13 protein-coding genes are annotated in these 14413 nt (G+C 62.5%); 5 read left to right on the top strand and 8 right to left on the bottom strand.

What is annotated here, in order from left to right; translation table 11 throughout:
* Positions 1-78: 78 nt before the first annotated feature.
* Positions 79-1404 carry an MFS transporter gene (locus ASE71_RS26040; RefSeq protein ID WP_060521113.1) on the top strand — a complete coding sequence of 442 codons (1326 nt, stop codon included), beginning with the start codon at positions 79-81 and terminating at the stop codon, positions 1402-1404.
* Positions 1405-1517: 113 nt separating this feature from the next.
* On the opposite strand, the gene ASE71_RS26035 is transcribed toward ASE71_RS26040, so the two are convergent.
* From ASE71_RS26035 to cmoA, 4 genes are all read right to left on the bottom strand, one after another.
* Complete coding sequence (locus ASE71_RS26035; protein ID WP_060521112.1) at positions 1518-2834, bottom strand: sensor histidine kinase; 1317 nt, start codon at positions 2832-2834, stop codon at positions 1518-1520.
* A gap of 4 nt (positions 2835-2838) precedes the next feature.
* Positions 2839-3492: a response regulator transcription factor gene (locus tag ASE71_RS26030; protein ID WP_060521322.1), complete on the bottom strand. Its 654-nt coding sequence runs from the start codon at positions 3490-3492 to the stop codon at positions 2839-2841.
* Between the two features lie 137 nt (positions 3493-3629).
* The gene (locus ASE71_RS26025) at positions 3630-4364 is read right to left on the bottom strand and encodes a methyltransferase family protein (protein ID WP_060521111.1); all 735 of its coding nucleotides are present in this window, start codon (positions 4362-4364) and stop codon (positions 3630-3632) included.
* A 12-nt stretch (positions 4365-4376) separates the two neighbouring features.
* On the bottom strand, positions 4377-5144 hold the full coding sequence (gene cmoA / locus ASE71_RS26020; RefSeq protein ID WP_060521110.1) for a carboxy-S-adenosyl-L-methionine synthase CmoA: 768 nt from the start codon (positions 5142-5144) through the stop codon (positions 4377-4379).
* 236 nt (positions 5145-5380) lie between these two features.
* Here cmoA and ASE71_RS26015 point away from each other — a divergent pair, with 236 nt between their 5' ends.
* Positions 5381-6679: a S41 family peptidase gene (locus ASE71_RS26015; protein ID WP_060521109.1), complete on the top strand. Its 1299-nt coding sequence runs from the start codon at positions 5381-5383 to the stop codon at positions 6677-6679.
* Positions 6680-6705: 26 nt separating this feature from the next.
* Here the strand turns inward: ASE71_RS26015 and ASE71_RS26010 are convergent, their stop codons facing one another.
* Together ASE71_RS26010 and ASE71_RS26005 are read right to left on the bottom strand one after the other, a co-directional pair.
* Complete coding sequence (locus tag ASE71_RS26010; RefSeq protein WP_060521108.1) at positions 6706-8184, bottom strand: pyridoxal phosphate-dependent decarboxylase family protein; 1479 nt, start codon at positions 8182-8184, stop codon at positions 6706-6708.
* Between the two features lie 31 nt (positions 8185-8215).
* Positions 8216-9064, bottom strand: a complete 849-nt coding sequence (locus tag ASE71_RS26005) for a class I SAM-dependent methyltransferase (RefSeq protein WP_060521107.1) — start codon at positions 9062-9064, stop codon at positions 8216-8218.
* Positions 9065-9300: 236 nt separating this feature from the next.
* Between ASE71_RS26005 and ASE71_RS26000 the strand changes: the two genes are divergently transcribed.
* On the top strand, positions 9301-11109 hold the full coding sequence (locus ASE71_RS26000; protein WP_034797910.1) for an ABC transporter ATP-binding protein/permease: 1809 nt from the start codon (positions 9301-9303) through the stop codon (positions 11107-11109).
* A 133-nt stretch (positions 11110-11242) separates the two neighbouring features.
* Here ASE71_RS26000 and ASE71_RS25995 read toward each other — a convergent pair whose 3' ends face one another.
* On the bottom strand, positions 11243-12070 hold the full coding sequence (locus ASE71_RS25995) for a bifunctional allantoicase/(S)-ureidoglycine aminohydrolase (RefSeq protein WP_060521106.1): 828 nt from the start codon (positions 12068-12070) through the stop codon (positions 11243-11245).
* 69 nt (positions 12071-12139) lie between these two features.
* Complete coding sequence (locus ASE71_RS25990; RefSeq protein ID WP_060521105.1) at positions 12140-12826, bottom strand: GntR family transcriptional regulator; 687 nt, start codon at positions 12824-12826, stop codon at positions 12140-12142.
* Between the two features lie 192 nt (positions 12827-13018).
* Between ASE71_RS25990 and ASE71_RS25985 the strand changes: the two genes are divergently transcribed.
* Both ASE71_RS25985 and ASE71_RS25980 read left to right on the top strand, forming a co-directional pair.
* Entirely contained in the window at positions 13019-13663 is a 645-nt protein-coding gene (locus ASE71_RS25985) for a flavin reductase family protein (RefSeq protein ID WP_060521104.1), read from the top strand.
* 3 nt (positions 13664-13666) lie between these two features.
* Positions 13667-14398 (top strand): aspartate/glutamate racemase family protein, encoded by a 732-nt coding sequence (locus tag ASE71_RS25980; RefSeq protein ID WP_060521103.1) that lies wholly within the window; start codon positions 13667-13669, stop codon positions 14396-14398.
* Positions 14399-14413: the final 15 nt, after the last annotated feature.

The raw sequence follows: 14413 nt of genomic DNA, 5'->3' as shown, positions 1-14413 counted from the left end.
ACGTGCACGGCATTCTTGATATCAGACGCCAATTGGTCAACACTCTAACGACAAGACGTTCGATCGTCGGAGAAATTCATGGTTTCGGTCGCTAACCCAACATCGTCTGGTCTCGAGCGGGATGCACGTCGCATTCACGAGGACGACAAGCCTCTGTCCCCGGGCAGCATCGCCATCGGCGTGGTCATTGGACGAACCTCGGAATTCTTCGACTTCTTCGTCTACGGCCTCGGCTCGATCCTCGTTTTTCCGAAGCTGATTTTCCCGTTCGCGCCCAATGCGGTCACCGCGACGCTCATGTCCTTCGCGCTGTTCCCGCTCGCTTTCCTCGCCCGCCCGGTCGGCTCCTTCGTCTTCATGTGGGTCGACCGCAACTACGGGCGCGGCACGAAGCTGACGATCGCGCTCGTCATTCTCGGTGGCTCGACGGCGTCAATCGCCTTCCTGCCCGGCTATGACACGATCGGGTATTGGGCGGTAGCGCTATTGGCGCTGTTCCGGCTGGGCCAGGGCTTTGCGCTCGGCGGCGCCTGGGACGGCCTCGCATCGCTGCTGAACCTCAATGCGCCGCAAAATCACCGCGGCTGGTACGCGATGATCCCGCAGCTCGGCGCGCCGATCGGCTTTGCGCTTGCGAGCATCCTCTTCGGTTATTTCGTCAGCAACCTTTCGCAGGAAGATTTCCTCGCCTGGGGCTGGCGCTATCCGTTCTTCGTCGCCTTTGCGATCAACGTCGTGGCGCTTTTCGCGCGCCTGCGCATCGTCGCCAGCAAGGAATTCGGCGCCGCCATGGAAGCCAAGGAGCTTGAGGCGCGGCCGATCTTCGAGATGCTGAGCAAGCACAGCATCGACGTCGTGCTCGGCGCCTTCGTGCCGCTCGCAAGCTTCGCAATGTTCCACCTCGTCACCATCTTCCCCTTGAGCTGGGTGACGCTCAATGGCGGCCAGTCGGCGGCTGAATTCCTGTGGGTGCAGGTCGCTGGTGCCGTCGTCGGCGCCATCGGCATCGTGCTTTCGGGCGTAATTGCCGACCGGGTCGGTCGCCGCAACCAGCTGATGATCGGTGCGATCCTGATCGCGATCTTCAGCTTCTCGGCCCCCTTCCTGCTCGATGCCGGCGGCAAGGGCCAGGACGCTTACATCCTGATCGGCTTCGCCATCCTTGGCCTTTCCTTCGGTCAGTCCTCGGGCGCCGTCTCCTCGCGCTTCACCCAGTACTATCGCTACACGGGTGCCGCTCTGACGTCGGACCTCGCCTGGCTTGTCGGCGCCGCTTTCGCGCCGCTCGTGGCACTCGGGCTTGCCAGCAGCTTTGGCATCATCTTCATCGGCGGCTACCTGATTTCGGGTGCGATCTGCACGATCGCGGCGCTGAGCCTCAGCCGCGCGCTCGACCAGCAGTAAGATCCAGAGGCAGGCGGGGCGCAGTTACAGGCGTCCCGCTTGTTCGTCCTTTCCTCGCGTGACCTTGATTGCGAGGAACGGAAACGCGACCGGATTGACCGGTCCTGCAGCCGTCAAAGGCGGACTTCGACCTCAAACCCCTGCGTCTTGCCGCGCGCCGGCGAAGCGATGAGCAATTGGCCCTGCATCTGCGCGACCAGCCGCTCAACGATGGCAAGCCCGAGCCCGGAACCGGAGGCCTCGGTCGGCCCGCGGACGAAGCGCTTGGTCAGGTTGGCGCGGACGTCCTCGGCGACAACAGCGCTTTCGTTCGTGACGCGGATACCCATTGGGTCGACATGGAGATCGACCCGGCTGCCCGGCGGACTGTGGATCAGGGCGTTTTCAAGAAGATTGCGCAAGACGATCGCAAAGGCGTCCACGCGGATCGGCCGTTCAAGTACGGTGCCCTTGGCGACCTGAACGTTCAGGCGGTTGGCGCCGAGCGCGGATCGCTCCAGATCCTGCATCACGACCATCAACACCGGCAGCAGATCGTGCTGCTCGTCCGAAATGGCAATCTCCGCTTCGGCGCGCGACATCTGCAGCAACTTCTCGGCAAGCCGGCTCAGATGCACGAGCGCACGTTCAATCTGGGCGGTTCGCGGTTGGTATGCCGGCGGCACCTCGCGCGCCAGCCGTTGGGTTTGCGCGAGCGCACCGGCAATCGGGGTCCGCAGCTCATGGGCGCTGTTCGAGGTGAATTCCCTCTCCGCCTCTAGGCCCGCCTTCAGCCGCGCCAGAAGCAGGTTCACGGAACGCGCGATCGCCCGCAGTTCGCGCGGCAGCGTCGCCTCGTCGATCGGCGCCAGATTACCGCTGTCCTTGGTCAGGATATCGTCGCGCAGCTGCGACACGGGCGACAGCGTGCTGCGAACGACGAAGACGATCGCAAGGATGCTACCCGGTATCAGCACGAGCAGCGGCAAAAGCAGCGCCGTTCCGCCTTCCATGAGCGCTTCTGTGCGATGTTCGATCGCATCGGCAACTTGCACATAGAGTGATCCGTCAGTCGTTCCGGCCGTGTAGATCCGATGGGTGGGGGTCTGCGAGAAGCCGGTCGCAAGGGGAACCGCAAAGGGCTCCGGCGCGCCGTCTTCAAACAGCACGCGGCCGTCGCGGTCGCGCACCTGGTAGGTAAGGAATTGCGAATTGAGCGCGGGCGCCGTAACCGACGCCTGGGCCAAGCCGCTGGGCGCGTCCCTCGTCGTCTCGTTAGCCACGATCTGCAACAATCGTTCGGCGGTTTCCTGCACGCCGCTGTCGAAGATTTCGGTGAACTCGTCCTGCATCACATAGACGCCAAGCCCGAGCGCAACAAACCAAAAGAGGGCGACGACGCTGGTGAGCGCAATGGCCAGTCTGCGGGTCATGCTCCTCTTGTCGGACATGCGATCACCTGAGGCAGTAGCCGAGGCCGCGCACGGTCTCGATCCGGTCAGGCCCGATCTTCTTGCGCAGGCGGCTGATATAGACCTCGACCGTATTGCTTTCGATCTCGGCACCGAAGGCGTAAAGCGCATCGTGCAACTGCGCTTTCGACACGAGGGCGCCGGGATGCGCGGCCAGCTTGTCCAAAACGGCCCATTCCCGAGCGCTCAGGCTCTGGCTGTCGCCATTAACGGCGATCTTGCGGTGAACCTGGTCGATCTCGATGCCGGGCAGCTTGACGGTCGGCGTCGCGTTGCCCGTATAGCGCCTGGAAACGGCCAGCATGCGGGCCGTCAGTTCATTGAGATCGAAGGGCTTGACCAGATAGTCGTCCGCCCCGCTGTTGAGCCCCTCGATCCGGTCGGATATCTGGTCGTGCGCCGTCAGAATGATTACGGGCGTGCCGTCGCCGCGCGCGCGGAGAGAGCGCAGGAGCGTCAGCCCTTCGCCATCGGGCAATCGCAGATCGAGCAGGATCAGTCCGTAGGTTACCGTATCGGTCGCCGCCACCGCATCGAGGATGCGCTTGAACCAATCGACTGCGTGGCCGGCGGCGGCGACATGGTCGCGCAGCGCCTCCCCCAGAACCTGATCGTCTTCGACTAGTAGGACTCTCAAGATATCACCGGACACTTGTTCGTCCTTGCCTAGGGTCGATCGGGGATGGCCGTCAAGTCCTTGAGCGCCCAAGCGGCGAAATGCGGTGAGGCTGCCCGTCTCGGCCGCCGCATACAGGGCGCAAGAATGGGAGGATTTCAGGAGGCGACGGGATCGCGAAAGGCCCCGCGCCTCTTCTTGTAGCTGATCACCGCCGTCGCGATCCCGACCAGAGCCATCGCGCCGCCAAGAACGGCCAGCACGCCAACATTCCGGCCTGATGGCTCGTAGGTCGCGAGCTTGTACATCTCCGTTGCGAGCACCGCGATCATGGCCGCCGAGACGGTCGAATAGTCCTTGCCGACGACACGTCTGATGTTGAACGCCATGCCTTCCGTGGATTGGCTGAAGTTTGAAAGGCGCAGCGCCCAGCGCGGCACGTCACGGCAATAGACCTGATAGGCTTCGCCGAAGGTGCGAAGAAGAAAAGCCTCCTCGGCATAGACAATGCATTGGTACATGAAGGCAAAGAGCCCGATGCCGATCACGATGAGCAGCGGGTTGCCGTGCAGCAGGAAAACGCCACAGTAGAGCAGCATGTTGCCGACATAGAGCGGGTTCCGGCAAACGCCGAACATGCCCTCGGTTACCAGGTCCTTGGCGTAGACCCTCTTTTTCAGGCCGCCACGCTGGATGTACTTATAGCCGACGACCGTCGCGCGAAGCGCGAGGCCGGCCAGAATGACGAGGATCGCGACCGCATCCTTGGCCAGCGTCAGCAGCGGGTTGTCCAACACCAATGCCGGCGGCGGCATCAGCAGGAACAACACCACGATGATCGCGGGAAAAAGCTGGTTGCGGAAGCGGAAGAGAAAATTGCCGATCGCGATCATGGTCGGTCCGTCCTACTTGATCGCGACTATGCCGCAGAAATTATACCAGCGGAAAAAGACCTCGACGCTGCGGAAACCCACTTCCTTCAGCAGCTGGAAATTTTCCTCCAGGCGGTACGGAATGAGGACGTTTTCAAGCGCCTCGCGCTTCCTGGCGATCTCGATCTCGGAATAGCCGTTGCGGCGCTTGTAGTCGTAGTAGTGCTCGATGAACAAGCGGTTGAACGTCGAGTCCTCGCTGGTCAGCTTCTCGACGAGCAGCAGAGCGCCGCGCTCGTTGAGGCCGTCATAGATCGAGCGCATGACGCGCTCGCGGTAGAGGGGGCGCACGAACTGCAGGGTCAGAAGCATCAGGACGACGCTGGCATTGTGGATTTCGATGCCGTGGTGCAGGTCGCCGCCCCTGAGATCAATCGCCCGGTTGGAATTTGCCTGGACGATCTTTTCCTTCGCCTTCTCGATCATGTCGGGAGCGTTGTCGATGCCGACGAAGCGCACGGCGGGATCAACCATGGCGTCGAGCCCGAGCAGCGTCGTCGCGGTCGAGCAACCGATGTCGAAGAGGTTGGTATCGGCTTCGGCAAAGTCGCTGGCGAGTTCGCAAACCATCCGCTGGATTTCGCCGTAGTAGGGAACCGATCGGCTGACCATGTCGTCGAAGACGGCGGCCACGGTTGCATTGAAGGCGAAGTCGCCGACATTCTGGTCCGGTGCGGCGAAAACCTCGTCCCGGCGGTGGCTGTTGTCGTGCACGTGTAGATGCGGGGCCTTGCCAACCATTCGCACTTTCCTTTCTTTTCCGGAACACGCCAAAGGAGAGGGCAATCGCCTCTGTCCCCGGAGCGATCGATGCACCACACAAGCCACCCTAACCTGACACGAACCTGAAAGGTTTGGCCGCCGTGGGTTCGGCAGATCGGGGTGCCGGGCTGGGATCACGGCGTGATCACGCGATTTTGCCGGCAGGTGCGCGCGCTTTTGTCGATAATCGGCGGCGCGAAACCGGAGCAACGACCATGCGGCCGAGACTAAGGTGTACAGCGTTGATCGCCAGCCTCGTCATGTCGACGGCCGCTATGGCGTGGGCCGCGGAGCTGCCACGCTCCGGCGAGCCGACATTCGACCGGGTGATCGAACTCGTGAACGCGAACTTCTATGACGGCAAGGCGCTCGACCGTTTCAATACCACCGCCCAGGCTGAGATCACGGATCCCGTGGCGGCACTATCCAGGACGAGCGCGTCTTCCCGCGTCGATGCGGCGATCGCGTCCGTCCTTGCAAGTCTCGGGGTTTCCCATACCGGACGTTTCAAAGCCGACACGATCGACTATTTCGAGCTCGCCGACATTTTTCGCTTCGCCATCCGTGACGATATGCGGCGTCTTTTTCCGCCGGATGGCGCCGCGCGCTATCCCGGCATCGGCATGGTGACGACGGTTAAGAATGGGCAGCGGTTCGTCAGCGATGTTTACGACGGATCGGCTGCAAAGAAGGCGGGCCTCCTCGTTGGCGACCAGATCCTTTCGGTCGACGGGCAGGCTTATCATGAGATCGGATCCTTCGAAGGTAAGGTCGGCCGCACGGTCGAACTTCGGCTCCGCCGCCACCGCGATGCGGAGCCATTGTCGCTGCAGGTTCCGGTCGAAAGCTTACGACCACTTCAAATGTTCGAGCGCGCGATCGAAGAAAGTGTCGCGCTCATCGAGACCGGCGGCCGGAAGGTCGGCTATGTGCGGCTCTGGACCCTTTCCACGCGAAACGGGCTCAATCTCGTCGCCGAGGCGCTTTCGAGCGGCCGCTTGAAGGATGCGGAAGGCCTCGTCGTCGACCTGCGCGGCCGCTGGGGCGGCGGGCCGGCAGACGCAGCCGAGTTTCTGGTCGGTGGTACGCCGACGTTCCGGCTGATTCCACGCCGGGGCGAAGCCACGCTTGCCAATTTCCGCTGGCAAAAGCCTGTGGTCGCGCTGATCGACAACGGAACCCGCAGCGGCCTCGAACTCTTTGCCTACACGCTGCGGCAACACGGGATCACGCTCGTCGGCGAGCGGACGGCCGGTGCTCTGCTTGCCGGCCGTGCCTATGTGCTACCGGACGACACCCTCTTGGAAGTGGCGGTTTCGGATGCGGTCATCGGCGACGAGCTAAGGCTTGAGGCGGTGGGCATCGCGCCGGATGTGCAGATGGCCTTTCCGCTTGCCTATGCGGCCGGCAAGGATCCGCAGCGGGAAGCCGCGATCGCTGAGATGGTTCGCGTGCTCCAAGCCACGCCGGCGCCAGAAACCCTGCCGGCGCAAGAACCGGCCGCAACCCGGTGACGCTTGGAGCCTCGCAGAACTATGTGTCAGTCGATGCCGCCGCCTGCGACAATCTCCCGTCCGAGTCTCACAACTTCGCGCACAAACAGGTCCAGGTCCTCCCGTCGCGTCCGGTGATTGTTGACTGCCACGCGCAGGCAATGCTCGCCGTGTACCGTCGTGTCGGAGATGACGGCGGTCCCCTCGTCCTGAAGCCGCAGCATGATTTCCGTGTTCAGCGCCTTCAATCGCTCAGCCGTCATTTCCTCCGGATGGTAACGGAAGCAGACGATGTTGATGTTGGTCGGCGCCACGAGTTCGAGTTGGGGCTCTGCCTCGACGAGGCCGCTCAGATAATGGCCTTGAGCAACATTCTGGTCGACGAGGCGACCAAACTTCTCGATGCCGTGCTCCATCAGCGACATCCAGATTTTCAGGGCACGAAAACCACGCGACGTCTGCAGGCCATAGTCATAGAGCCAGGGCGCCGAAGCGAGACCCCGCACGGTCGACTCCAGATATTCCGGCGTAACGGCGAAGGTGCCGCGGTGTGCGGCCGCATCGCGAACGAGGACGCAGCCTGCCTCGAAGGGCGCATGCAGCCATTTATGCGGGTCCAGCGCGATGGAATCTGCCCTTTCGATGCCTGCGACACGCCAGGCATTCTCGGGCGCGATCCGGAGCAGAGCGCCGATGCAGCCGTCGACGTGGAGCCAGAGGCCAAACTCTGCAGCCAGATCGGCGAGAGCCTGGATGTCATCGATGGCGCCGGTATTCACCGTTCCGGCATTGGCGATGATGCAGATGGGCAGCCGACCGGACGCGCGATCCTGCTCGATCGCACGGCGCAAGGCCGCGATATCGATGCGCAACTCGGCATCCGTCGCAACGCGCCGGAGGGCCCGGTCGCCGAGGCCGAACAGTTCCACCGCCTTGCGATGGCAACTGTGGCTCTGGTCCGAACCGTAGAAGCAGAGCGGCCGATCGCCGATGCCATGCGCACGCACATCGATCCCGGCTTTGACGTTGCGGGCAACCGTCAGGCCGACAATGTTGGCGACCGAGCCGCCGCTGACGAGCGTGCCGCTGGCCGTCGTCGGAAACCCCAGCATTTCCTTGCACCAATTGACGACCTGTTGGTCCATGAGTGCGGCGGCATGGTTGCCGCCGCCGACGTTCGACCCCTGAACGGCCGCAAGAAATTCGCCAAGCGCCCCGGTGAAGTTTCCCGACCCCATGTACCAGGCCCAGAAGCGGGGGTGGATGTTGCCCATGGGATAGCCGAGCACGTTTTCCGCGATCGACGCGTAGATCTCTTCGAGCGGCTTTGGTGTCCTGGGAAGCGGGGCAGAAAAGCTCTCCCGCACCATATCGGGCATGTTGCGCCATGCCGGCCGTTCCCGGACCTGGCTGAGATAGTCGATCGCATCGTCGATGATGCGATGCGACAGAGCCCGCAATTCAGCCCAGTCTTTCGGGTCGAGCGTTTCCTCCACCCTGCTGGACGCTGCCGATCGCTTGTCCATGGAAACCTCCCCTCCCCGTCGTTCCCTTCTGCTATGGTCGCGTGCCGGCGATGATCGTTGCCGTCGCGCGCAGTTCCACGTTGCCCGCCCGGATCGCTTGGCCTGCCAGATCGAGAACCTCGCTGCGGATGCGGTTGCGCGTCTGATCATCCACCTGTGCCAGTCCGGCGACGACGGGTGCGGCGATCTCGGTCATGAAGGCCCAGTAGTCCTCCGGGGTCTCGTGGACCATCGTGGTGGTGACCTCCTCCTCGTGGATGTCGTGCAATCCCGCATCCTCGAAAACGGCCTTCATCAGGCCTGCAGACGCGCAGCGAAACAGGCCGGGCGCGCCGGCCGGAGGCTTCGGCATGTCGACGTGCCGGGCGATCGTCGCCATGATCGTCGTTGCCCAGGCGTTCTTTTCCGGTGCACCCCACACCGCAGCGCAAACACGCGACTGGGGCTTTGCGACCCTCGTCAACTGTTGGGCTGCCGCTGCAACGTCGGGAAAAAACATGAAACCGAACCGGCAGAGGACGGCGTCGAATGTTGCTTCCGGAAACGGCAAGGCGCCAGCGTCGCAGGCTCTCGTTTCGAAATTCGTAAGACCGCGATGCCTGGCGTTCTCCGTCGCCACCTGCAACATGCGCTCTGAAAGGTCGGTGACAGTCACTCGGCCCTTCGGTATCGACGCCGCCACCGTCAGGCCTGGTTCTCCAGTTCCCGCAGCGACGTCAAGCACCCGGTCGCCGTCCTTGATGGCCGCCTGCCGGATCATTGCCTCGCCGAAGGGGGCGAGCCATCCGAGCACCAGTGCGTCCCACTTCTTCCAGCCGGCGGAGAAGCGGTCCCAGGTCTCTCTTTGCTGATCGCGGATTTGATCGAGATGCGCCGACATGCAGGCTCCTCCCTCGGTTCCGTGTTCCGACCTCGCTCACGAAACTATGAACCCTCTGCGGAGGGTTGCAATTCAACTTTCCCGCCGCAATTCGGGTAGTGTGCCGCATTGTCACGGTTTTTACGATCCGCGCTGTGACCGCGGTTACATGTGGGCGCAGACAATCCGCGCTAGGGAGAGAGGGTAAGGCAGGCTATATTCTACTCGAGGAGACCGGGAAGGAGAGATTCGCACCGATGTCGAACCGGACGAACGGCAAAAATAGCGGCCGGATAGAACCCAGCGACGAACAATCCCTCGGTGATCAATTGCGGATGATGCATCGGGCCTTCATGGCCTCGCCACTGCGCAACAAGATCATCTGGCTGAGCATAAGCATCATCGTTGTCATCGTTGTGACAGCCTTTGGTCAGATTATCCTCAACCGATGGTACAAGCCGTTCTACGACACGCTCGAGCGACGCGACCTTCCGGCCTTTCTCCATCAGCTCGTCGTCTTCGCCCAGATCGCCGGCGTGCTCCTCGTTCTCAATGTTTTGCAAACCTGGCTCGGCCAGGTCATCAAGCTGCGCTTGCGCGAAGGCCTGACCCAGGACCTGATCACCGAATGGATGCGCCCGACGCGCGCGTTCCGGCTGGCGAATGCCGGCGCCATCGGCATCAACCCGGACCAGCGCATCCATGAGGACGCGCGCCACCTGACCGATCTCTCGGCCGGACTTTCGATCGGCCTCTTCCAATCCGGCATTCTGCTGGTGAGCTTTATCGGCGTGCTGTGGTCACTGTCCGACGGTTTCGTCTTCCATGTCGCGAGCTATTCCTTCGACATTCCCGGCTACATGGTCTGGGCCGCGATCCTCTATGCGGGCACCGCCTCCTGGCTGAGCTGGCTCGTCGGCCGGCCTCTGGTGGCGCTCAATGGCGAACACTATGCCCGGGAGGCGGCGCTGCGTTTCTCGCTGATGCGCGTCAACGAACACATCGAGGCCGTTTCGCTTTCATCAGGCGAGGCCAATGAGAAAAAGCGGCTGCAGCGCGACCTCGCCTCGGTGCTCGAGATCAGCTACGGCCTGCTGCGTGCGGTTACGCGGCTCACCTGGGTGACCGGCGGCTATGGCTGGATCACCGTCGTCGCACCGATCGTCATTGCTGCACCGGTCTATTTCGCCGGCGACCTGAGCTTCGGTGGGTTGATGATGGCCGTCGGCGCTTTCAATCAGGTGCATGCGTCGCTGCGGTGGTTCGTCGACAATATCGGCGCGATCGCCGACTGGCGCGCTACATTGCTGCGCGTCGCCGCCTTCCGCTCGGCGCTCTTGATGACCGACGAACGGCATGAGGGCGACAAGCGCATCGACTTCAGGACCTCCGATACGCCGCAGATGAGCTTCGACAACATCGAAATCGTCTCGCCGACCGGCTGCATCCAGCTTCGCGAGCCGAGCGTCACCATTGATCCGGGCGAACGCGTGCTCGTCACCGGCGCGCCGGAGGTCGAAAAGGCGCCGTTCTTCCGCGCGATCGCCGGGCTCTGGCCCTGGGGGCACGGCCGCATCGCACTGCCGGTGGACGACGGCCTCGCCTTCGTGCCGAAGTCTCCCTATTTCCCGCCGGGCACGCTTGGAGAAGTCCTCGCCTATCCGAGCCCGCCCGATACCTACAGTAAGGGCGAACTCGCCGCCGTTCTCTCCAAGGTCGGCCTTGGCCGCCTGAGCGGCCGGCTCGACCAGGATGCGCGAAAGCAGATGAACCTCAGCGAGGCCGAGCAGCGCCTCCTCGCCATCGCTAGGCTCAGCCTGCACAAGCCGCGCTGGCTGATCATTGACGAAGCGCTCGACACCCTTGAGGACGACGCTTACCAGCGCGTGCTGAAGTTCATGGACGACGAGCTTCAAGGTGTTGCGATCGTCAACATCGGACGCACCGAACGCGGCAGCGACTTCTTTACCCGCGTGCTCCACCTCGACAAGAACCCGACCGGCAACACGCTCAGGCGTCTCCAGCCGCGCAGCCTGCAGCCGGCCGATCCGCAACTGGTGGACTGATAGTCCGGTCCACGGTTGGCAAACGGCGAAGCGTTGAGAGCCAGGATCTGGAAACGGCTTTATCTGGCGGAAAAAAAAGAAAAACCGCGCAATCCCTGGAATGCGCGGTTTTTCTTGGCCTAAGGTGAACTACTCAGCGTGATTTCAGCTTCATGTGGCGGTTCACGTCCTTGTATAGCAGGTAGCGGAACTTGCCCGGACCGCCAGCATAGCAGGCCTGCGGGCAGAAAGCGCGCAGCCACATGTAATCGCCGGCCTCGACCTCGACCCAGTCCTGATTGAGCCGGTAGACGGCCTTGCCTTCGAGCACATAAAGGCCGTGTTCCATCACGTGCGTCTCGGCAAAGGGAATGATCGCGCCGGGCTCGAAGGTGACGATCGTCATGTGCATGTCGTGGCGCAGGTCCGTCGGGTCGACGAAGCGGGTCGTTGCCCACTTGCCTTCCGTGCCCGGCATCGGCGACGGGGTGATTTCTGCCTCGTTGGTGAAGAAGGCCTCCGGCGCGGGCAGGCCATCGACGTACTCGTAAGCCTTGCGCACCCAGTGGAAGCGAACGATCGCTTCACTTCCGTTGCGAACGGTCCAGTTGCTCGCCGGCGGAATGAAGGCGAAGCCGCCCGGCTGCATCTTATGCGCCTTACCGTCGAGCGTGATGGTCAATTCGCCCTCGACGACGAAGATCGCGCCCTCGGCGCCTTCGTCGAGTTCCGGCCGGTCGCTGCCGCCGCCCGGAGCGATTTCCATGATATATTGTGAAAATGTTTCAGCAAAACCGGAGAGCGGCCGGGACAGTATCCACAGCCGGGTCTTGTCCCAGAACGGCAAATAGCTGGTGACGATGTCCATCATCGTCCCCTTCGGAATCACCGCATAGGCTTCGGTGAAGACCGCGCGATCCGAAAGGAGTTGGGTTTGGGGCGGGTTGCCGCCATGCGGCGCATAGTAACTACGGTTGGTCATATCTTCCTTCAGTCTGCTTGCAGGCACCGCCTCCTCTAAAGTGCGGTGCAATGGGTCGCGCGCGCCGCATCAAAGCAATGCGGTGCGAAGATCGCGGGGCTGGTCTTTCTCCTCATCCAGGTCCAGCTCCGCTTCGACGTGGTTCAGGTGCTCGGCCATTTCCTTGATCGCGCTCGCGACGTCGCGTGACGCGATGTACTCGACCACGGCCAGATGTTCGTCCGGTCCGCAATTGTGCAGGTGGTTCGACCGGTACATTGCGGTGATCAGGGATGTCCGGGACACGAGGTCGCGCAGGATACCGAAGAGGAAGGCAGACCCCGAAAGCTCCGCGAGCAACAGGTGGAAACCACCGGAAAGCCGAACGATATCAGAGAGATTGCCGGATCGGCCGGCAATGCGCTCCTCTTCGATATGGGCGCGCAACCGGACGATATCCTTGGGATTGGCGCGCTCGCAAAGCCGCTCGACGACCCGCTGTTCGATCGCCCTGCGGGCAACGAAGACATCGCGTGCCTCGTCTACCGAAGGCTCGGAGACGAAGGCGCCCCGGTTCGGCATGATCGTCACCAGGCCATCGCGCTCGAGCGCGGTCAGTGCCTGGCGGATGCGAGCCCTGCTGACGGAGAATATTTCGGCAAGTTGTTCTTCTTTCAATCGCGTTCCCGGCCGTAGCCGACGCTCTGCAATCGCAAGCCAGATCTTCTCGCAAATGATCGCCGTCGGAGCACCGGCGACTTCGTCCGCGTTATACATGAAATCTCCCTTAGCCGTTCGCTTACTCTCGCCGTGCGGCGCTCAAAGTCAATTCCATCCGCTGCAGTTAGATATTGACTACAAAATTGTAGACAATATTGTGTACCGCAACTTGATGTGCAATGGCAACCGCTTAAACACGACCGTGCGACCGGCAAATAGACCGGGCCGCGGCGCCAATTGAGAGCTCCGATGGACTTCGATTTCACAGAACTGCCGGCCCAGGACCGTTACCGCCTGCTGACGAACTTCATCGGTCCGCGACCGATCGCGCTGGTCTCGACGCTCTCGCCGAGCGGACAGGACAATGCCGCGCCGATGAGCTTTTTCAATGTCTTCTCGCACGACCCGCCGATCGTCATTCTCGGTATCCAGACCCGCCCGAACGGGGAAGAGAAGGACACGGTCGCCAATATCCGGCGCACCAACGAGTTCGTCGTCAACATGGTGGACATGGCGATCGCCGACCAGATGCTGGTCTGCGGCCTGTCCTTCGAGCCGGATGTCGACGAAGTGGCAATCGCCGGACTGACGGCGGCTGACGGCCTCAAGGTCAGCGCCCGACGTATCGTCGAGTCACCCTGCTCGATGGAATGCCGCGTTGAGCGGCTGATCGAATATGACCGCCGCGTCATCGTTCTCGGCGAGGTCGTGCATATGCACGTGCGTAAGGACTGCCTCGACGAGGAAGGCCGCTACGTCGACCCGTCCCAATACCAGCCGATCGCACGGCTGCACGCCAACAACTACATCACATCGGATCGTCAGTTCGTCATGCCGACGCCCGACATTACCGCCTATGCCCCCCCTGCAAACGCCATGCGGAAGACGAGCTGATCCATGCGTATCCTGCTGATCAATCCGAACTCCACCCGCTCGATGACCGAACAGGCGCATCGCAGCGCCGAGCGCGTCGCTGCAGCCGACACCCAGCTCGAATCGATCAACCCGACATCGAGCCCAGCCAGCATCGAAGGCCATGCCGACGAAGCGATGGCTGTGCCAGCGATGCTTGCGGAAATCCGCAAAGGCGAAGCGCGCGGCATCGATGCCTATGTAATCGCCTGCTTCGACGATCCCGGACTTGGCGCTGCACGCGAGATCGCTCGCGGTCCTGTCATCGGCATCTGTCAGGCGGCCGTGCAGGTGGCGATGAACATTGCGACCCGCTTTACGATCATCACCACCCTGCCCCGCTCCGTGCCGATCATCGAGGACCTCGCCGAGGCCTACGGTGCCGGCCATCGCTGCCGAAAGGTGCGATCGGTCGACATGCCCGTGCTGGCGCTGGAGGAGGATCTGGCCCACACCGAGGAGATGCTGGTTCAGGAGATCCTGAAAGCACGTCAGGAGGATGGCGCCGAAGCGATCATCCTCGGCTGTGCCGGTATGTCTGAGCTCTGCGACCGCCTGAAGGCGCGTACCGGCATGCCTGTGATCGACGGCGTGACGGCAGCCGTGAAGCTTGCCGAGGCGCTCGTCGGGGGCGGTTATGCCACCTCGAAGGTCGGTGCGTACGACTATCCGCGCGCCAAGGAAGCGCCGGCCTGCCGGCTGGTCGACGCCAGCTGAGCGCATCCGAATATG

Source organism: Ensifer sp. Root954, assembly GCF_001429005.1.
Classification (GTDB): Bacteria; Pseudomonadota; Alphaproteobacteria; order Rhizobiales; family Rhizobiaceae; genus Ensifer; species Ensifer adhaerens.
This window is presented reverse-complemented; position numbering and strand designations above follow the sequence as displayed.